General features: G+C 72.1%; 17 protein-coding genes. 8 read left to right on the top strand and 9 right to left on the bottom strand.

The window, feature by feature from the left end:
* Positions 1–40 precede the first annotated feature (40 nt).
* Positions 41–454 carry a hypothetical protein gene (locus tag BLT82_RS23640; RefSeq protein ID WP_093658134.1) on the bottom strand — a complete coding sequence of 138 codons (414 nt, stop codon included), beginning with the start codon at positions 452–454 and terminating at the stop codon, positions 41–43.
* A 457-nt stretch (positions 455–911) separates the two neighbouring features.
* On the opposite strand from BLT82_RS23640, the gene BLT82_RS23635 reads away from it, so the two are divergent.
* The 4 genes from BLT82_RS23635 to BLT82_RS23620 are packed head-to-tail and all read left to right on the top strand — an operon-like array spanning position 912 to position 5,212.
* On the top strand, positions 912–3,779 hold the full coding sequence (locus BLT82_RS23635) for a sensor histidine kinase (protein WP_093658132.1): 2,868 nt from the start codon (positions 912–914) through the stop codon (positions 3,777–3,779).
* The gene (locus tag BLT82_RS23630; protein WP_093658130.1) at positions 3,776–4,210 is read left to right on the top strand and encodes a roadblock/LC7 domain-containing protein; all 435 of its coding nucleotides are present in this window, start codon (positions 3,776–3,778) and stop codon (positions 4,208–4,210) included. Before BLT82_RS23635 ends, BLT82_RS23630 begins: the two co-directional genes overlap by 4 nt.
* An 11-nt stretch (positions 4,211–4,221) precedes the next feature.
* The gene (locus BLT82_RS23625) at positions 4,222–4,626 is read left to right on the top strand and encodes a DUF742 domain-containing protein (protein ID WP_093658128.1); all 405 of its coding nucleotides are present in this window, start codon (positions 4,222–4,224) and stop codon (positions 4,624–4,626) included.
* Positions 4,607–5,212 (top strand): GTP-binding protein, encoded by a 606-nt coding sequence (locus BLT82_RS23620; RefSeq protein ID WP_093658126.1) that lies wholly within the window; start codon positions 4,607–4,609, stop codon positions 5,210–5,212. Before BLT82_RS23625 ends, BLT82_RS23620 begins: the two co-directional genes overlap by 20 nt.
* A gap of 92 nt (positions 5,213–5,304) precedes the next feature.
* Here the strand turns inward: BLT82_RS23620 and glpK are convergent, their stop codons facing one another.
* The 4 genes from glpK to BLT82_RS23600 all read right to left on the bottom strand — a co-directional run bounded on the left by glpK (position 5,305) and on the right by BLT82_RS23600 (position 9,549).
* Positions 5,305–6,825: a glycerol kinase GlpK gene (glpK, locus tag BLT82_RS23615; RefSeq protein WP_093658124.1), complete on the bottom strand. Its 1,521-nt coding sequence runs from the start codon at positions 6,823–6,825 to the stop codon at positions 5,305–5,307.
* 88 nt (positions 6,826–6,913) lie between these two features.
* On the bottom strand, positions 6,914–7,675 hold the full coding sequence (locus BLT82_RS23610) for an MIP/aquaporin family protein (RefSeq protein WP_093658122.1): 762 nt from the start codon (positions 7,673–7,675) through the stop codon (positions 6,914–6,916).
* A 258-nt stretch (positions 7,676–7,933) separates the two neighbouring features.
* Positions 7,934–9,121 (bottom strand): lipid-transfer protein, encoded by a 1,188-nt coding sequence (locus BLT82_RS23605; RefSeq protein WP_208868015.1) that lies wholly within the window; start codon positions 9,119–9,121, stop codon positions 7,934–7,936.
* Positions 9,118–9,549, bottom strand: coding sequence for a Zn-ribbon domain-containing OB-fold protein (locus tag BLT82_RS23600; protein ID WP_093658120.1), 432 nt, complete (start codon positions 9,547–9,549; stop codon positions 9,118–9,120). The genes BLT82_RS23605 and BLT82_RS23600 overlap by 4 nt, the downstream gene beginning before the upstream one ends.
* Positions 9,550–9,815: 266 nt before the next feature.
* Here BLT82_RS23600 and BLT82_RS23595 point away from each other — a divergent pair, with 266 nt between their 5' ends.
* Positions 9,816–10,628: a M15 family metallopeptidase gene (locus BLT82_RS23595; RefSeq protein WP_404205040.1), complete on the top strand. Its 813-nt coding sequence runs from the start codon at positions 9,816–9,818 to the stop codon at positions 10,626–10,628.
* A gap of 41 nt (positions 10,629–10,669) precedes the next feature.
* Positions 10,670–11,245 (top strand): NUDIX domain-containing protein, encoded by a 576-nt coding sequence (locus BLT82_RS23590; protein WP_093658118.1) that lies wholly within the window; start codon positions 10,670–10,672, stop codon positions 11,243–11,245.
* Here the strand turns inward: BLT82_RS23590 and BLT82_RS23585 are convergent.
* A complete protein-coding gene (locus BLT82_RS23585) occupies positions 11,236–13,617 on the bottom strand; it encodes a glycoside hydrolase family 31 protein (protein WP_093658116.1) in 2,382 nt (793 codons plus the stop codon). The genes BLT82_RS23590 and BLT82_RS23585 overlap by 10 nt on opposite strands.
* 291 nt (positions 13,618–13,908) lie before the next feature.
* Here BLT82_RS23585 and BLT82_RS23580 point away from each other — a divergent pair, with 291 nt between their 5' ends.
* Both BLT82_RS23580 and BLT82_RS23575 read left to right on the top strand, forming a co-directional pair.
* Positions 13,909–15,897: an acetoacetate--CoA ligase gene (locus BLT82_RS23580; protein ID WP_093658114.1), complete on the top strand. Its 1,989-nt coding sequence runs from the start codon at positions 13,909–13,911 to the stop codon at positions 15,895–15,897.
* A gap of 99 nt (positions 15,898–15,996) precedes the next feature.
* Complete coding sequence (locus BLT82_RS23575) at positions 15,997–17,013, top strand: hypothetical protein (protein ID WP_093658112.1); 1,017 nt, start codon at positions 15,997–15,999, stop codon at positions 17,011–17,013.
* A 93-nt stretch (positions 17,014–17,106) separates the two neighbouring features.
* Here BLT82_RS23575 and ptsP read toward each other — a convergent pair whose 3' ends face one another.
* From ptsP to BLT82_RS37600, 3 genes are all read right to left on the bottom strand, one after another.
* Positions 17,107–18,777 (bottom strand): phosphoenolpyruvate--protein phosphotransferase, encoded by a 1,671-nt coding sequence (gene ptsP / locus BLT82_RS23570; RefSeq protein ID WP_093658110.1) that lies wholly within the window; start codon positions 18,775–18,777, stop codon positions 17,107–17,109.
* A 76-nt stretch (positions 18,778–18,853) separates the two neighbouring features.
* Positions 18,854–19,303 (bottom strand): PTS sugar transporter subunit IIA, encoded by a 450-nt coding sequence (locus BLT82_RS23565; RefSeq protein WP_093658108.1) that lies wholly within the window; start codon positions 19,301–19,303, stop codon positions 18,854–18,856.
* Positions 19,304–19,594: 291 nt separating this feature from the next.
* Positions 19,595–19,906, bottom strand: a 312-nt coding sequence (locus BLT82_RS37600) for a hypothetical protein (RefSeq protein WP_208868014.1), incomplete at its 5' end; no start/stop codon positions are given.

The following is a 19,906-nucleotide window of genomic DNA, read 5'->3' as shown; positions in this document are numbered from 1 at the left end:
GCACCCCCCCCGAGACACACGGAGCACGGGCCGGGAGGCCTCAGGCCTGGGAGAGCCTCCCCGAGCCCCTCCGCCGTATCCGTGCGGACTCCCGCGCCTGCGCGCGGGCCGTGCGCCGCGCCTTTCGCCGCTCACGCCGCAGCTGCCGCGCGGTGCTGCTCGGAACCGATACGACACCGTTCCGCTGGTTCCACACCTGGCGCGTCACCCACACGTCCAGCACCGCCCAGGTCGCACCGACCGTGCTCGCCACGCTGCTCAGGACCATGGGAAACGCCAGCCATGATCCCGTCACCGTGAAGAAGAAGGCCGTCAGGGCCTGGGTCATCGTCACCGCCGTCACGATCACGGCACGCACGGCCGCCGTGCGCACCGGGTCGGGCAGCCGTCGTCGTCCCACCGGCTCCTCGACCCAGAGCCGCCGCGGTACTCCCGTCTCGTCCGCCGTCGCCATGGTCTGCGCTCACTCCCCACGAATGTCCGACTGCAGGGTTGGCTACCCGCTTCCGGTCCGTGCACGCCGGCGCGCCCGTAGGTCGATTCCCCCGCAACTCCCGTTCCCCGTACACAAAGACGAACGGCCGTCACGGAAGATTCCCGCTGGAACAGAGATTTCCAGCCATACGTCCAGGAAGGGTTTGTGACGTCCGGCCAGGTGTCATCGGCCACAGTTCCGAGTGCCAAGTCCGCGAATACCAGGACAACCCATGATCAACACCGCGTGGCCCGGCTGAAAAACGTCCGGACGAGCCTTCGAGTTGTCACTCTGTCAGTAGTAGGCTCGCGCCGTTTGTTGACGCAGGAAGACAAGTTCTGGCACAACTCGGCACCACTCACGACAGACAACGGCACCACACACCAAGCGGACATCACCACCCGCGCCGTCCGCGCGGGTCGAGCTGGGGGAGGCCATGCGCTTTCGCGGGACGTCCATCCGCCGGAAGATCGTGGCGTTGCTGCTTGTGCCGCTCGTCTCGCTGACCGCTCTGTGGGGGTTCGCGACCGCACTGACCGGCCGTGAGGCAAAGCAGCTGCTGGACGCCGGTTACATCTTCGAGAAGGTCGGCCTTCCGCTCGAGGACACGGTCCGCGTCATCCAGAAGGAACGCCGCCAGACCCTCGTCTACCTGGCCGACCCCCGCGCCGTCGACTCCCTGATCGCCCTGCGCGGCCAGCGGTCGCAGACCGACCGGGCGGTGGCCGAAATCCGTGCCAGCGCACAGGACTCCGGGGTCAGGAACTCCCTCAGCGCGGACGCCTCCCGCCGCCTCGACCGGCTCGTCGACGCGCTCGACGGCCTCGGCTCCCTGCGCCAGAACGTCGAGCAGAGCGCCATCACCCGCGCCCAGGCACTGGAGTTCTACAACCGGCTCGTCGATCCCTGCTACGGCTTCCTCACCTCCCTCAACGGCCTGGAGAGCGTCGAACTGGAGAAGCAGGGCCGCGCCCTCGTCGGCATCGTGCGCGCTCGCGAACTGCTCTCCCGCGAGGACGCGCTCGTCACCTCGTCGCTGGTCGCGGGCAAGGTCACGGCCGGGGAGATCCGGGCCGTCACCGATCTCGTCGCCAACCGCAAGCTCCTGTACGAGATCAACCTCGAGGTCCTGCCGGCCTCCGAGCGCGAGATCGTCGAGCAGTACTGGGCCAGCCCCGACACCCAGCCCCTGCGCGAGACCGAGGAGAAGCTGCTCGCCGCCGGACCCACCGGCAAGCCGCGCGTCGTGGACGCGGAACGGTGGCAGCAGCTCGCCGGGCCCGTCCTGGACGACCTGGCCCGCCAGTCCAGCGAGGCGGGCGACCGCTACCAGGACCGCGTGGAGCCCGCCGCGTACGGGGTTCTGGTCAAGGCGGGCATCGCCGGCGTCCTCGGGTTCCTGGCCCTCCTGGTCTCCGTCGTCGTCTCCGTGCGCATCGGCCGCGACCTCGCGCGTTCCCTGTCCCGGCTGCGCAAGGAGGCCCACGAGGTCTCCGGCGTCCGCCTCCCCAGCGTCATGCGCCGGCTCGCCGCGGGCGAGCACGTCGACGTGGAGACCGAAGCGCCCCACCTGGAGTACGACAAGGACGAGATCGGGCAGGTCGGCCAGGCGCTCAACACCCTCCAGCGGGCCGCCGTCGAGGCCGCCGTCAAGCAGGCCGACATGCGCCGCGGCGTCTCCGAGGTGTTCGTCAACCTCGCCCGCCGCAACCAGGTCCTGCTCCACCGCCAGCTCACCCTCCTCGACACGATGGAACGCCGCACCGAGGACGCCGAGGAACTGGCGGACCTGTTCCGGCTGGACCACCTCACCACCCGTATGCGCCGGCACGCGGAGGGCCTGGTGATCCTCTCCGGCGCGGCCCCCTCCCGGCAGTGGCGCAAGCCGATCCAGCTCATGGACGTCGTACGGGCCGCGGTCGCCGAGGTCGAGGACTACGAACGGATCGAGGTCCGGCGGCTGGCGCGCGTCGGCGTGGCCGGACCCGCGGTCTCCGACCTCACCCACCTCATCGCCGAACTGCTGGAGAACGCCACGGTGTTCTCGCCCCCGCACACCGGCGTGCAGGTGCACGGCGAGCGGGTCGCCAACGGCTTCACCCTCGAGATCCACGACCGGGGCCTCGGGATGACCCCCGAGGCACTGCTCGACGCCAACCTCCGGCTGGCGGAGACCCCCGAGTTCGAGCTCTCCGACACCGACAGGCTCGGGCTGTTCGTCGTCAGCCGGCTCGCCCAGCGGCAGAACGTGCGCGTGTCCCTGCAGCAGTCGCCGTACGGAGGGACCACCGCGGTGGTCTTCGTCCCGGCCGCGCTGCTCACCGACGCCCCCGACACCGAGGGCACCGGCTTCCGCCTGGACCGCAAGGGCTCCCTGGGCGCGGCCTCCGGCCGCCGCCCCGAGTCCGGCCGTCTGGCGACCCTCTCGCAGGTTCCCGCGGGACTCACCGGCCCCGCGGTGCTCGACGGCCCCGTCGAACTCGAGGCGCCCGTCGGCACCCTGGGGTTCGAGGACCGGCCCGCCCTGGGCGGTCGCGCCGACCGCATCGACACGGCCGAACCGATCAACGCGGTGCCCGACTCCGCCGCCGACATCGAGGACATCGAGAGCGAGCGCGGCGGGCTCTTCCGGGCCCGGGAATTCATGCGCGTTCCCGACGAGCAGCACCAGCAGGCCTCCGACCAGACGCCGGAGCGTCCGGGGAAGGGCCCGCGCCGGGCGTCCAGGGGCCCCGTCCCCCTGCCCCGCCGCAAGCCGCCGACGCTGGTCGCGGACAACGGGCGCCGCATCGGCGAGCGGGGCCGTTCGCACCCGCTGCCCGGGTCCGGCGGGGACGAACCGGAAGGCCCGGGCACGCGCCCGGACTCCGCCGCCGGGGCCCCTGCGGCCGGTCCGTCCACCGGTCCGGTGCCGCTCCCGCTCAGGAGCACGCCGTCCCGCGGCCCCGAGCGGCCCGGTGACGCGTCCCAACCGGCGGACGCCACGAGGTCCGGTTCCGGAACCGGAACGGGCGCCGTCCGCCCGGCCCGCGGGTCCTCGGGGCCGACGGTCGGCGGGCTGCCCCGCCGGGTCCGCCAGGCCAACCTCGCCCCGCAGCTGCGCGAAGGCTCCGGTACCCGCGGCGCCGGCACGCGCACCGCGGCGGACGACGCCCAGGACTTCGAACGTGACGCGGAACAAGTACGCGACCGCATGGCCTCGCTGCAACGCGGCTGGCAGCGCGGACGTCGCCAGAACGCCGAGGATGCCACCGGCCCCGGCGAGACAGCACCAGGAACGACACCGGAGGGGGACGGTCGATGACCGCACCGAACGCCGCAGCAACCGACACGACCAAGAACGGCGAGCTCAACTGGCTCCTCGACGAACTGGTCGAACGGGTCGGTTCCATCCGCAAGGCCCTCGTCCTCTCCGGCGACGGCCTGGCCACCGGCGCCTCCAAGGACCTCACCCGTGAGGACGGGGAGCACCTCGCCGCCGTGGCCTCCGGGTTCCACAGCCTGGCCAAGGGCGTGGGCCGCCACTTCGACGCCGGCCGGGTGCGCCAGACCGTCGTCGAGCTCGAGGACGCCTTCCTCTTCGTCACCGCCGCGGGCGACGGCAGCTGCCTGGCCGTCCTTTCCGACGCCGACTCCGACGTCGGTCTGGTCGCCTACGAGATGACGCTGATGGTCAAGCGCGTCGGCGCCCACCTCGCGACGGCCCCCCGGACCGGGCTCTCCGCCGGAGGGTGAGTGGACCGGCCATGACTGACGGCAGACAGCAGGTCCGGCAAGCCCCCCGGTGGTACGACGACGAAGCCGGTCCGGTGGTCCGTCCGTACGCGATGACCCGTGGCCGGACCACGAGTACCACGGAGCACCGGCTCGACCTGATCGCGCTCGTCGTCCCCGAACCGGCCGCCCACGACCCCGGCCGGGACCAGACGCTCTCCCCGGAGCACGTGGAGATCGTCGAACGCTGCAGCACCACCCCCCAGTCGATCGCCGAGCTCGCCGCGGGCCTGGACCTCCCCGTCGGGGTGATCCGGGTCCTCGTGGGCGACCTCGTCGACGACGCACTGGTCCATGTGACCCGACCCGTTCCGCCGGCCGAGTTGCCGGACGTCAGCATTCTCCGCGAGGTGATCAATGGTCTTCGGGCGCTCTAGCCGACGGGAGACGCCGGTGGAGCCGGTGACACTGAAGATCCTTGTGGCCGGTGGCTTCGGGGTGGGCAAGACCACCCTCGTGGGCGCGGTCAGCGAGATCAAGCCGCTCCGTACCGAGGAGACCCTGAGCGAGGCCGGCCGGCCCGTGGACGATCTCGACGGGGTGGAGTCCAAGAGCACGACGACCGTCGCCATGGACTTCGGCCGCATCACGCTGCGCGAGGACCTCGTCCTCTACCTCTTCGGCACCCCCGGCCAGGACCGGTTCTGGTTCCTCTGGGACGAGCTGGCCCAGGGCGCCCTCGGCGCGGTCGTGCTCGCCGACACCCGCCGTCTGGAGGACTCGTTCGCCGCGATCGACTACTTCGAGCGGCGCGGCATCCCGTTCACGGTGGGGGTCAACTGCTTCGAGGGCGCCGACGAGTTCCCCGCGGAGACCGTGCGGGCGGCGCTCGACCTCGACCCCGAGGTACCGCTGATGATGTGCGACGCCCGCCGGCGGGAGTCGGTCAAGTCGGTGCTCGTGGCCGTCGTGGAGCACGCCCTGGTGCGGTCCACGAGGGAGCGGGAACCGGCGGCGACCTGAGGCCGGGCCCGCCACCGGACTCTTCCGGCTTGACACGGCCCGTACCCCCGCCGACAGGGGTACGGGCCGTGGTCCATGGGAGGGGCGGGCGGCTACGCGCCGTCCTCCCGCTGCCAGCCGAAGCTGCGCTCGACGGCCCTGCGCCAGTTGTCGTACTCCCGGTCGCGCACGTCCGCGGCCATCCGGGGCGACCATTCGACGTCGCGCTGCCAGTGCGCCTTCAGCTCGTCCAGGCCGCCCCAGACCCCGGTGGCGAGGCCCGCCGCGTACGCCGCGCCCAGGCACGTCGTCTCGGACACCTTCGGCCGGATCACCGGCACGCCCAGCACATCGGCCTGATGCTGCATCAGCAGCCGGTTGGCGGTCATCCCGCCGTCCACCTTCAGCGTGGTGATCGGAACCCCCGAGTCCTGGTACATCGCGTCGACCACCTCGCGCGTCTGCCAGCTCGTCGCCTCCAGCACGGCCCGGGCGAGATGCGCCTTGGTGACGTACCGGGTGAGGCCGGTGATCACCCCTCGGGCGTCGGAGCGCCAGTACGGTGCGTACAGCCCGGAGAAGGCCGGGACGATGTACGCCCCGCCGTTGTCCTCGACGCTCGCGGCCAGGGTCTCGATCTCGTCCGCGCTGCGGATGATGCCGAGCTGGTCGCGGAACCACTGCACGAGGGCGCCGGTGATCGCGATGGAGCCCTCGAGGCAGTAGACGGGGTCGGCGTCACCGATCTTGTAGCCGAGCGTCGTGATGAGCCCGTTCTTGGAGGGCACCGGCCGGCCGCCCGTGTTGAGCAGCAGGAAGCTGCCCGTCCCGTACGTGTTCTTCGCCGTACCCGTGTCGTAGCAGGCCTGGCCGAAGACGGCGGCCTGCTGGTCGCCGAGCGCGGAGGCGACGGGTACGCCGTCCAACTGGCCCACGGCGGTGCCGTAGACCTCGGCCGAGGAACGGATCTCCGGCAGGACCGCCTCCGGGACGTTCATGGCGGAGAGGATGGACGCATCCCACTGGAGGGTCTCCAGGTTCATGAGCATCGTGCGGGAGGCGTTCGTGACGTCCGTGACGTGGACACCGCCGTCCGTCCCGCCCGTCAGGTTCCAGATCAGCCAGGAGTCGATGGTGCCGAAGGCGATGTCGCCGCGCTCCGCCCGCCCGCGCAGCCCCGGCACATGGTCCAGCAGCCAGGCGGCTTTCGGCCCCGAGAAGTAGCTGGCGAGCGGCAGGCCGGTGGCGTCGCGGAACCGGTCCTGCCCGTCCGCGCCGCCCAGTTCGGTGCAGAGACCGGAGGTCCGGGTGTCCTGCCAGACGATGGCGTTGTGCACGGGCTTGCCGGTCGAGCGGTCCCAGAGGACCGTCGTCTCCCGCTGGTTGGTGATGCCGAGGGCGCTGAGCTGCCCGGCGCGGAGCCCCGCCTTCGCGAGCGCTCCGGCGACCACGGCCTGCACCTTGGACCAGATCTCGGTGGCGTCGTGCTCCACCCAGCCCGGCTTCGGGAAGATCTGACGGTGCTCCCGCTGGTCGACGGCGACGATCGCGCCGTCCTGGTCGAAGATGATGCAGCGGCTGGACGTGGTGCCCTGGTCGATGGCGGCGACGAATTTCTGGGAGGTGTCCGTCATGACGTCCTCTTGTCGGAAGGCGCTGCCCTGAGGCTGCGGTGGGAAGGGTGCGGCGGGCGGTGCTTCCGGAGCACGGCCGCGCGGCGGTTCAGAAGACGAGGTTGAAGATCACGCCCGAGAGGAGCCCCCCGATGAGCGGTCCGGTTACCGGGACCCAGGCGTAACCCCAGTCGGAGGTCCCCTTGTTGGGGATCGGCAGCAGCGAGTGCGCCAGCCGAGGGCCCAGGTCGCGGGCGGGGTTGATGGCGTAGCCGGTCGGTCCGCCGAGCGACAGTCCGATGCCGACGACGAGAAGTGACACCAGCAGCACCGAGATCCCGGAGCCGTAGATCCCCGCGGCCTGTCCCGGGACCTGGCCGATGCCGATGCCGGCGTTCCGCCCGAAAGCGAGGATCGGCAGCACCAGTCCGACCGTGGCGACGGTCTCGGTGACGAGGTTCGCGACGGGACTGCGGATCTCCGGCGCGGTCGAGAAGATCCCGAGCGTGGGCTGGGCGTCCGCGGGCTCGGCGTTGGCCCGGAACTGGGCGTAGTAGGCCAGCCAGGCCAGGACCGCTCCGAGGAGCGCCCCGATCAGCTGGGCCAGGATGTACAGCGGCACCTTGCCCCACTCACCGGTGTCGACCGCGATGCCCACGGTCACGGCAGGGTTGAGGTGGCCGCCGGACAGCGGTGCAGCGGTGTACGCGCCCGCCAGTACGCCGAAGCCCCAGCCGAAGGCGATGACGATCCAGCCGGACGCCTTTGCCTTGGAATGGTTGAGGGTGACCGCGGCGCAGACCCCCGCGCCGAAGAGGATCAGTATCGCGGTGCCGATGACCTCGCCTAGGAAGATGTCTGCGTTGCTCATGGCGGCTCCAGGGCTGGGCGTCGTTCCCATGGCTACGGAGCGCGGAAGGCAGGGCGCGGTGCGGGGGCCGTGCCGTACGCGGTCTCCGTGACGAGCGTGGTGAGCGCGCCGGAACGCCGCGCTGCCGTGGCAGCGGCGCCGACGAAGAGGCAGTTTTCCCCCGGGTTACCGCCCCGTCAAGGTCGCCTGCACCACGTGCGGTTCAGACGGTGAGCCGGAGTCGTGAGCCCGAAGCGCTTGAGCACGGGGCGGAGTTGTTCACCGGACCGCGACGACCGCCGAGCCGTGACCGAACAGCCCCTGGTTCGCGGTCATCCCGGCGCGTGCCCCCGCCACCTGGCGTTCTCCCGCGGTCCCGCGGAGCTGCCAGGTCAGTTCGCACACCTGGGCGACGGCCTGGGCGGGTACGGCCTCCCCGAACGAGGCGAGCCCGCCGCTCGCGTTCACCGGGATCCGGCCGCCCAGGGCCGTCGCTCCCTCGCGCAGCAGCTTGGCGCCCTCACCGGGTCCGCACAGGCCCAGGTCCTCGTACCACTGCAACTCCAGCGCGGTGGACAGGTCGTACACCTCGGCGAGCGACAGGTCATCGGGCCCGAGCCCGGCCTCCTCGTACGCGGCGCGGGCGATCGATTCCCCAAAGCCCAGGGCCGGCGGATCCACGGCGACCGCCGAGTCCGTTGCGATGTCCGGGAGGTCGAGCACGGTCCTGGGGTAGGTGGGGGTCACCGTCGAGACCGCGCGGATGCGCACCGGAACGCCCGCGCCGTGCCGGCGGGCGTACGCCATGCTCGACAGCACCAGCGCGGCGCCGCCGTCGGACGTGGCGCAGATGTCGAGCAGACGCAGGGGGTCCGCGACGACGGGGGAGGACGCCACCTGTCGGGCGCTCACCGCCGTCCGGTAGCGGGCGTACGGGTTGAGCGCGCCGGCCGCCGCGTTCTTTACCTTGACCTGCGCGAAGTCGTCCGTGGTGTCGCCGTGGAGGGCCATGCGGCGGCGCGCGTACAGGCCGAAGTACGCGGGGTTCGTGGCGCCCAGCAGCCGGAAGCGCAGCCAGTCCGGATCGTCGGGCCGGTCGCCGCCGGCGGGTGCGAAGAACCCCTTGGGCGCGGAGTCGGCGCCGACGACCAGCACCACCTCGGCCATGCCCGCCAGGATCTGCGCCCGGGCGGTGTCGATGGCCTGCGCCCCCGACGCGCAGGCGGCGTAGACGCTGGTGACGCGTGCCCCCTGCCAGCCCAGTGCCCGGGCGAAGGTCGCGCCCGCGACATACCCGGGGTAGCCGCCGCGGACCGTGTCGGCGCCGACGACCGACCGGACGTCCTGCCAGCCGATCCCCGCGTCGGCGAGCGCGGCGCGGGCCGCGGCCGTCCCGTACTCGACGAAACTCCGGCCCCACTTGCCCCACGGATGCATGCCCGCGCCGAGCACCGCGACATCGTTCACCGGTCCACCTCCACCGGGCGCCAGTGCCAGGTCGTCCACGCCGTGTCCGCGTCCTCGGAGAGGATCCCGGGCACCACCTCGACCTCCGCACCGACGCTCAGATCCTCGACCGTCACCCCCGGGACCGCCTGGCCGAGCACCACCATCCGCTCGGCCTCGAGCTCGACGGCGACCAGCGTGTACGGCTCCCACTCGGTGTCCGGGTCGGAGGCGTACGGCGCCGGCGGACGGTACCGGCCCGCCGTGTACGACCACACGCGACCCCGCTTCGAGAGCGGCACCTCCGCCAGCTCGCCGCCCGTGCACCCGGGGTTGCGGCAGAACGAGTCCTCCCGGGGGAAGAAGACCGCGGTGCAGGCACCGCAACGGGTGCCCAGCAGCCGGAACTCCCGGTCGCCGTCTCCCTCGGTGAACCACCCGGCCACCACCGGTCTGCGTACGCGCGTCAAGGCCCCTCCCGGACGTCCGTACGTCCGCCACTAACTGACGGATCGTCAGAACAGCTGCCAGTGTGCCACGCCCGGGACGCGCGCACGACCCCGCGCCGAGCCCCGGTCCCCGACACGCGGACGCCCCCGAGCCGATGTGCCGAATACCAGAACCGCACAAGCCCGTTCGGCGTCCGGTAGGAGTGAACGGGTGGCCGGAACCCACGGGGGTGGTCCCGGCCACCCGTTCCTGATAGACGGTGCGCATGATGCGCATGAGAGGACCCGCCCCCGCACTCCGCGCCCTGATCGCCCTGGCCGTCGCAGGCGCCGCCCTGGTCGCCGCCGCGCCCCCCGCCGCCCGGGCCGTCTCCGAACCGAAGGCCCCCGAGGAGTTCGTCGCCCTGAGCTCCGTGGACCCGACGATCCTCCACGAGATGCGCTACACCGCGGCGCACAACTTCGTGGGCGAACCGATCGACGGCTACCACCGGCCGGTCTGCATCGTCACCCGCCCCACCGCCCGGGCGCTCCGCAAGGCCCAGCGCACGCTCCTGCGCCGGGGCCACTCGCTCAAGGTCTACGACTGCTACCGGCCGCAGCGGGCCGTCGACCACTTCGTTCGCTGGGCCGAGGACCTCGGTGACGAGCGGATGAAGAAGGAGTTCTATCCACAGGTCGACAAGTCGAGGCTCTTCGCGGACGGCTACATCGCCGCGAAGTCCGGCCACAGCCGCGGCAGCACCGTCGACCTCACCCTCGTCCCCCTCCCGGCCGTAAAGACCCGCCCGTACGTCCCCGGCGAGCCCCTCGTCCCCTGCCACGCCCCGCAGTCGGAGCGCTTTCCGGACAACTCCGCCGACATGGGTACCGGGTTCGACTGCTTCGACACGCTCTCGCACACCGAGGACCCGCGCATCCAGGGCGTCCAGCGCGCCAACCGGCAGCTGCTCAAGGACACGCTCGCCGGCGTCGGCTTCGTCAACCTGCCCGAGGAGTGGTGGCACTTCACCCACAAACCCGAACTGTTCCCCGACACCTACTTCGACTTCCCCGTGTCAAGGCGATCCCTGTCCTGAACGCGCGGACCGCGGGGCCCGTCGTCGCGTACAGTCCGCCTGTGACCGAGCCCCGCGAACCCACGCCCGATCCCGGCACCGCCGGGACGGCCCCCACATCCGCGCACCGGACACCCGCACGGGACTCCCACTGCTCCAGCTGCGGCGCCCCGTACAGCGGTCCCGCCGACTGGCCCCGGACCTGTGCCGCATGCGGTGACATCGCCTACCGCAACCCCCTTCCCGTCGCCGTGGCCCTGCTCCCCGTCACCGGCCCCGGCACCACCGGACTCGTCGTCATCACCCGCACCATCGAGCCCCAGCGCGGCCGGATCGCCCTCCCCGGCGGGTTCATCGACCACACCGAGGACTGGAAGCACGCCGTCGTCCGCGAACTGAAGGAGGAAACCGGCATCGACGCCGCGCACGGGGACGTCCGGCTCGCCGACGCCCTCAGCTCGCCCGGCGGGCACCTGCTGCTCTTCGGGCTCCTCCCGCAGCGCGCCGCGGACGAGCTCCCGGCATCGGCACCGACCGACGAGACGGAGGGCTGGCACATCCTGCACGAACCCGCGGAACTCGCCTTCCCGCTGCACACCACGGCGGTACGGAACTGGTTCGCGGGCCGCTACGGCTGAGCCCTGCGAGGCGCCCGCGCCGCCGCGCCGCCGCGCACCCGCACCCGGCGCTCCGGCCGCACCGCACCGGCGTCGGACACCCGTTCCACGACCACCCGGCCGTCCACCAGCCGCGACGCGTAGCGCTCCACCGCCGGCCGCGTCCCGGGGGTGGCACGGTCCTCGACGACCAGACCGCTGCCGGTGCGGCCCGGGGCGGGCGACCACACCTCCAGCTCGGTCCCGCCGTCCTCGCCGCGAACCGGAATCACCGCGCCCGCCCTTGCCAGCACCGGGATCCGCGACAGGGGGGCGTCCAGCAGGGCCTGGCCGGGGCCCTCGTACGCCACGCCGGACGCCGTGTCGAACCAGAGCCCCCGCGGCAGTCGCACCGCACGCCGGTTCGCGCCCGGCTCCAGCACCGGCGCCACCAGCAGCGCGTCACCCAGCAGGAACGCGTCCTCGCAGTCCCGCAGCGCCCGGTCGGCCGGCGCGCCCCACCACAGCGGCCGCACATACGGCGCCCCCGTCAGCCTCGCCAGATGCGCCAGGGTCACGAAGTACGGGCGCAGCCGCTCCCGTTCGAGCAGCGCCGCCCTGGCGTGCCCGAGAACCTGCGGGCCGAACTCCCACGGCTCCCGGCGCCCCGCCCCGATCGCCGCATGAGTGCGGAACAGCGGCAGACAGGACCCCAGCTGGAACCAGCGCAGGAACAGCTCGGGCGACGGGCTTCCGTCGAACCCGCCCACGTCCGGACCCGAGTACGGTACCCCGCACAGCCCGAGCCCCAGCACCAGCGCCAGCGATGCCCGGAGCCCCGGCCAGCCGGTCGCCACATCGCCGGACCAGGTCCCGCCGTACCGCTGCATGCCCACCCAGCCCGAGCGCGAGAACAGGAACGGGCGCTCCTCGGGACGCAGCTTCCGGAGCGCCTCGTGGCCGGCCCGTGCCATCGCCAGGCCGTACACGTTGTGGGCCTCGCGGTGATCGCCGCCGCGGCCCTCCAGGCAGTGCCGGGCCGAGAGCGGCAGCGTCATGTCGCCGAAGGGAGCGAACGCCACCGGCTCGTTCATGTCGTGCCACACCCCGGAGAAGCCCTGCGCCAGCCGCTCCTCGTACAGCCCGCCCCACCACGCGCGGACCCGGGGATCCGTGAAGTCCGGGTACACGCACTCCCCGGGCCACACCTCACCGCGCACCTCGCGGCCGCGCCCGTCCAGGACGAACGCGCCGGCCGCCGCTCCGGAGTCGTACACCTCGTTGCCCGGCTCCGCCCTCACCGCCGGATCGACGATCGAGACGAGCCGCACCCCGTCCGCACCGAGATCCTTGGCCAGCCCGGGGAGATCGGGGAAACGCTCCGCGTCCACGGTGAAGACCCGGTGGCCGTCGTAGTGGTCGATGTCCAGGTGCACCGCCGACAGCGGCAGCCCCCGCTCCCGGTAGCCCGCCACCACACGCCGCACCTCGCGCTCGCTGCCGAAGCCCCAGCGCGCGTGCTGGGGCCCCAATGCCCACGACGGCGGCGGCGCGGGCGCGCCCGTGAGCCCCGTCCACCTCCGGAGCACCCGTGCCGGCGTGCCCACGACCACCCAGCAGCGCAGCGGCCCACCGCCCATGCGGACCTCGCTCGTACCGGGACGGTCGTGTCCCGACCCCGCGCCCTCCTCGCCCTCGCGCAGGGTGACCCGTCCCTCCCAGGAGTTGTCGATGAACGCCAGGTGCGTACCCGCGTCCGCGACCACGAGCTGTACGGGCATCGTGATGTACAGCGGATCGTCGCCCGGCCCGAAGCTCCCGCGCGGATCGGTGTTCCACAGCCGGTACGTGCCGTCCCTCAGCCGCGGCCCCGACGCACGGCCGCCGAGGCCGAAGAACCGGGCGTCCGCCGCCACTTCACTGCGCTGGAGCCAGCGGGCCGGACCGCCACCGACCGGTTCCCACCAGCGCGGAGGAAGATCCCTGCGCAGGACCACCCCGCCCGGTGTCCGGATCTCGACCCCGCCGTGCCGGGACACCGCCACCGTCACCCGCTCCGAGACGATCCGCCAGCCGCCGTCCTTGTCCGGCTCCAGTCCGGCCCGTGGGTCGGGTTTCGGGGGCGCGCCGTCCAGCGCGTACGACGGCTCGGGCTCCGCACCGTCCCAGCCCCAGAAGACGACACCCGTGGCCGCCACCCGCACCAGCAGCTCCGAACGGGCAAAGCGGACGATCCCGCCGCCCGGCGCCGGCTCCGCCCCGGTCACCTGACCCGGCACCCGCGCCCGCTCCGCGCCCCGCGGGGGCAGCCCCCACGCATCCGTACGCCTCCTGCGCCACGCCGAGCGCGCCGCGCGCAGCCCCCGCACCGTCCCGAAGAGCCGCACCGAGCGCACCAGATCACGACCGTTCATGCCGCTCACCCTGCCATCCGCCGAGGCCGGGGCGGGGTCCGTTCAACTGTCGTTCACCCGCGGTGGCAGAACCCACTCACCGCGGTGCCGAGACCCATCACCCGTGGTGAGAGCACACAATCGGCCACCCCGCCATGGGTGGGGAACCCTGGTGCGGAAGACGATCACATGGCATCGTCCCTGTCAGCCGCGCGAAGGCACACCCACGCCCCGCACGGACACACACGTAGACCACGTGCCGACCGAGTGCCGACCACGCACAGAGCCGCACAGCCGCCCGGGAGCCGCCCCATGACCTCAGCAGCGAACCCTGCCCCCCTCTGGCAGCCGGACGCCGACCGCATCGCGGCGGCCCGGATCACCCGCTTCCAGGCATGGGCCGCCGAGCACCACGGCGCGCCCGCCGACGGCGGCTACCCCGCCCTGCACCGCTGGTCGGTCGACCGGCTCGAGACCTTCTGGGAGGCGGTCGCCGACTGGTTCGACGTACGGTTCTCCACCCCTTACGAGCGCGTCCTCGCCGACCGCGGCATGCCCGGTGCCCAGTGGTTCCCGGGCGCCACGCTCAACTACGCCGAGCACGCCCTGCGCACGGCCGACGACCCGACGCGCGCCCATGAGCCGGCACTCATTCATGTGGACGAGACACATGACCCGGTCCCCATCAGCTGGGCCGAGCTGCGCCGCCAGGTCGGATCGCTCGCCGCCGAACTCCGCGCCCTCGGCGTACGCCCCGGCGACCGCGTCAGCGGCTACCTGCCCAACATCCCGCAGGCCGTGACCGCCCTCCTCGCCACCGCCGCCGTCGGCGCCACCTGGACCTCGTGCGCCCCCGACTTCGGCGCCCGCAGCGTCCTCGACCGCTTCCAGCAGGTCGAACCGGTGGTCCTGTTCACGGTGGACGGCTACCGCTACGGCGGCAAGGAGCACGACCGCGCCGACGTGGTCGCCGAACTCCGCCGCGAACTGCCCACCCTGCGTGCCGTCGTCCACATCCCCCTCCTCGGCACCCCGGCCCCCGAAGGCGCCCTCGAGTGGTCCGCCCTCACCGCCGGCGACGCCGAGCCCGTCTTCGAACCGGTCCCGTTCGACCACCCGCTGTGGGTCCTCTACTCCTCCGGCACGACCGGGCTGCCCAAGGCGATCGTCCAGTCCCAGGGCGGCATCCTCCTGGAACACTTCAAGCAGCTCGGGCTGCACTGCGACCTCGGTCCCGGGGACCGCTTCTTCTGGTACACCTCCACCGGCTGGATGATGTGGAACTTCCTCGTCTCCGGCCTGCTCACCGGCACCACCGTCGTGCTGTACGACGGCAGCCCGGGCCACCCGGACACCGGCGCCCAGTGGGCGATCGCCGAGCGCACCGAGACGACCCTCTTCGGCACCTCCGCCGCCTACGTGATGGCCTGCCGCAAGGCCGGCGTGCACCCCTCGCGCGACCACGACCTCTCACGGATCCAGTGCGTCGCCACCACCGGGTCCCCGTTGCCGCCCGACGGCTTCCGCTGGCTCCACGACGAGGTCCGCGAGGACCTGTGGATCGCGTCCGTCAGCGGCGGCACGGACGTCTGCAGCTGCTTCGCGGGGGCCGTGCCGACCCTGCCCGTCCACATCGGCGAACTCCAGGCCGCCTGCCTCGGCACCGACCTGCAGTCCTGGGACCCGCACGGCAAGCCCGTCATCGGCGAGGTCGGCGAGCTCGTCGTCACGAACCCCATGCCGTCCATGCCGATCCGCTTCTGGAACGACCCCGACGGAAGCCGCTACCGCGACAGCTACTTCGAGCTGTTCCCCGGCGTCTGGCGGCACGGCGACTGGATCACGATCACCGACCACGGCTCCGTCGTCATCCACGGCAGGTCCGACTCCACCCTGAACCGCCAGGGCGTCCGCATGGGCTCCGCCGACATCTACGAAGCTGTGGAACGGCTTCCCGAGATCAGGGAATCCCTCGTCATCGGCCTGGAGGAACCCGACGGCGGATACTGGATGCCGCTCTTCGTCCACCTCGCCCCTGGCGCCGCCCTCGACGACGAACTGCGTTCCCGGATCAAGCGGACCATCCGCGAACAGCTCTCCCCGCGCCACGTCCCGGACGACATCATCGAGGTCCCCGGCGTCCCGCACACCCTCACCGGCAAGCGCATCGAGGTTCCGGTCAAGCGCCTGCTGCAGGGGACCGCCCTGACGAAGGCGGTCAACCCCGGCTCGGTGGACAACCTCGAACTGCTGCGCTTCTACGAGGAACTGGCACGCAAGCGCGGCGCCGAGCGCGGCTGAACCCGAGCCGCCCCCTGGGCCGCGAGGACACGCTGTCAGTGCTCACGGTTACGGTGAGTGAGCACTGAGCAACGGGGCTCACGCCACCAGGGGGATTCCATGCAGCACCGCAAGCACGACGCGACCGCCCGCACCTCGGCCCACGGCAAGGACGGCACACACCGCCCGCAGGACGGCCAGGACCACACCACCGCCGCCAAGCACGCCGGTCGGCACGGCCACGCGCGCCGACGCGCACGGGCGGGCGACGCCCGCCGGGCACGCCACCGGGCGCTGCGCCGCGACGTACCCGCAACCGTAGGACTCCTCGTCGACGACCGGGACTTCGCGGCCATGCGCCGGTATCCGACGTTCGTCTTCGACGACCATCCCGACTACCTCCGCCACACGGAAGGCCTGCTCAAGGCACTCTCCACCCAGGGCGGTCACACCACCGTCGCCCTGTTCGACCCGGTGGAGTTCGCGCACTACTGCCAGGAGACCGGTCTCGACCCCGACTCCTCCGCAAGCCGCAGCCGCTACACCGCCGAGGTCGCCTCCACCGGTGCGACGATCGCGTACACCGGCCAGCCGCTCGACGAGCTCGTACCGCAACTCGTCCACCGCACGGCCCGGCAGACCACCTGGGAGTACGCCACCTCCCTGCTCGGCGACCTCGGCACCTGCTCGGACTGCGGGGAGGACGCGGGCCGCTCCGCGTTCGACCGGGCATCGAGGCTGCTGGTCGAACTGCTCGACGGCGCCGGGCCCGGTACGCACCACCTCGTGTGCAGCGTCCCGGCCGAGAAGGGGCAGCAGCTCCTGGCGGTCCTCCACACCATGCGCGCCGCCGAGGCGCCGGCCGTGCTCGACTCCGCCGAGGCCGCCGAATTCGCGACGGTCCTCGCGGTCGGCATTGCTTTGGAGAGCCCTGGGGGAGTCGTCCTGAGGACCTCCACGCCCGACGCACCCGACCGGCTGCACGGCTGGCGGCTCCACGGAGGCCGGCTCGTCGCACTCACCGAGGCCGAGGTCTTCAGCGCCTACTGCACGGACGCGGACACCGGAGAGCCGCTCGCCCCGGAACCAGGCGTCGAGTACCGCGCGGGCTTCGCCGTCGGCGACTCACAGCCGTAGAGGCAGAGGGGCAAGGACAAGGGAGAGCACACGGGAACGGAAGAGGGGCTCCCCGCCCGCGGCGGGAAGCCCCTCCACACTCCGACCGGCCGGTCACTCGCCGGACAGCACCGCCTGCGCGGCCCGCCGCGCCTCGTCGGCGGAGTCCGCGGCCCGCGCCGCGGCCGCGGCACGCTCGCACTGGGCCAGCGTGTACTTCGCCAGCGTCGCCCGCACATAGGGGATCGACGCCGCACCCATGGAAAGGGAGGTGACGCCCAGACCCGTCAGCACACACGCGAGCAGCGGATCCGACGCGGCCTCACCGCACACACCACAGCTCTTGCCCTCGGCCTTGGCCGCCTCGGCGGACAGCGACACCAGGTCGAGCAGCGCGGGCTGCCACGGGTCCTGGAGCCGGGACACCGCACCGACCTGGCGGTCCGCGGCGAAGGTGTACTGCGCCAGGTCGTTCGTGCCCAGCGACAGGAACTCGACCTCCTGCAGCACCGACCGCGCCCGCAGAGCTGCGGACGGGATCTCGACCATCGCACCGAACTTCGCCTTCAGGCCGGCCTCACGGCACGCGTCCGCGAACGCCCTGGCGTCCGTGCGGTCGGCCACCATCGGCGCCATGACCTCGAGGTACACGGGCAGCCCCTCGGCGGCCTTCGACAGCGCGGTCAGCTGCGTCCGCAGCACCTCCGGGTGATCGAACAGCGCCCGCAGCCCGCGCACGCCCAGCGCCGGGTTCGGCTCGTCGGCCGGAGTCAGGAAGTCCAGGGGCTTGTCGGCGCCGGCGTCCAGCACCCGCACGACCACCCGCCCCTCGGGGAACGCCTCCAGCACCTTCCGGTACGCCTCGACCTGCTTGGCCTCCGACGGCGCCTGCTTGCTGTCGTCCAGGAAGAGGAACTCGGTGCGGAACAGACCGACGCCCTCGGCACCGGCTTCGACGGCGGCGGGAACGTCCCCGGGGCCGCCGACGTTCGCCAGCAGCGGCACCTTGTGGCCGTCCGACGTCGCACCCGGACCCGTGGACGCCGCCAGTGCGGCCTTCCTCGCGGCCGCCGCCTCGGTCAGCTGCGCACGCCGCTCGTCGCCGGGCTCCACGAACACCTCACCGGTGCTGCCGTCCACCGCGACCACCGTGCCCTCGGCCAGCTCGCACGCCCCCGGAAGCGCCACCACGGCCGGCACCCCGAGCGCCCGGGCCAGGATCGCGCTGTGGCTGGTCGGGCCACCCTCCTCGGTGACGAACCCGAGCACCAGCGCCGGGTCGAGCAGCGCCGTGTCCGCGGGAGCGAGGTCCCGCGCGATCAGCACATACGGCTCGTCGCTGTCCGGCACACCCGGCATCGGCACCCCGAGCAGCCGCGCCACGATCCGGTTGCGCACGTCGTCGAGGTCGGCCACCCGCCCGGCCAGGTACTCACCGGCACCCGCCAGCAGCGCCCGGTAGGCCGCGAATGCGTCGTAGACGGCCCGTTCGGCCGTGCTGCCGACGGCGATCCGCCGCTCGACATCCGCCATCAGCTCGGGGTCCTGCGCCATCATGGCCTGCGCCTCGAGCACGTGCTGTGCCTCGCCGCCGGCCAGATTGCCGCGCGCGACAAGGTCGGCGGCAACGGCGTCCACCGCGTGCCGGGCGCGCCCCTGTTCACGCCCGGCGTCCTCCGCCGGTATCTGCTTGGCCGGCGGTTCCAGCACCGCCGTGCCCATGTGCCGAACCTCGCCGACCGCCACACCGTGGCTCACGCCGACGCCTCGCAGCGTTGTCTCCATTGCACCCGTCTCCGATAGTGCGGCGACCCCAGCCGCCGCGGTGGATGTACGACAGGCCGTCACCGGGACGGCGAGGTCACTCCCAGCTGAACAGTTCGTCGCCGGTCTTGATGTCGCCGTCCTCGCGGAGCCCGCCCAGCGCGTCGGCGGAGGCCTCGAGGGCCACCACGGGACAGATCGGGGACTTGCCGGCCTCTTCGACGGCGAGGGGGTTCCAGCGCACGACGGCCTGACCACGGGTCACGGTGTCGCCCTTGTTGATGAGGAGCTCGAAGCCCTCACCGTTGAGCTGGACCGTGTCGATGCCCAGATGGGTCAGCACACCGTGGCCCTCGGGGTCGACGACGACGAAGGCGTGCGGGTGCAAGGAGACAACGATGCCATCCACGGGGGAGACCGCCTCGGACGGCTCTCGTACGGGGTCGATCGCCGTACCGGGACCGACCATCGCACCGGAGAACACCGGGTCGGGCACGGCGGCGAGCCCGATGGCGCGCCCGGCCAGAGGCGACGTCACGGTTGTCATGGGGGCCTCCCAGGGGTGGAGATTCACGTGCCGCCGCCACTGCCTGTACCGGGCGGCGTACTGTTCAGAGCGTATGTCATAGGTAGTCCAGGTTCCGTGCGTGACTTACCAGTTGGCGGACCTGGAGGGCTCCGCAAACGATTTGCCTCGTCTGCCGGTGACATGTAACGTCGTACCCCTGCTTCGCCACGGCGCGACTATGAGTCGTGGATCTGCAGCACCTGTCGAGCCGACATCCTAACTGGTCTACATCACTGGTCTACACCTCTGTGTGTCCACTCAGGCGTGTGGTCAGGAAGACGGAAAAAGGCTGGTAGGGTTTCGGAAGCCGGAAAGGGAAAACGCGAAAGCGGAAGAACGGACCGGCAGCCCGCTCCAGCGGGTGGCGGAAACGGAAATCGGATCTGCTAAGCTGGAAACACCGAAGGGAAGCGCCCGGAGGAAAGCCCCAGAGAATGTTCTGCGGGTGAGTACGAAGGAAGCGTCCGTTCCTTGAGAACTCAACAGCGTGCCAAAAGTCAACGCCAGATATGTTGATAACCCCGTCCATCCGCACGGATGGTCGTGGTTCCTTTGAAAAAACACAGCGAGGACGCTGTGAAC

This window comes from Streptomyces wuyuanensis (assembly GCF_900103455.1).
In the GTDB taxonomy this organism is placed as follows: Bacteria; Actinomycetota; Actinomycetes; order Streptomycetales; family Streptomycetaceae; genus Streptomyces; species Streptomyces wuyuanensis.
The sequence above is the reverse complement of the archived record's forward strand: the minus strand, read 5'-3'. Positions and strand labels throughout refer to the sequence as shown.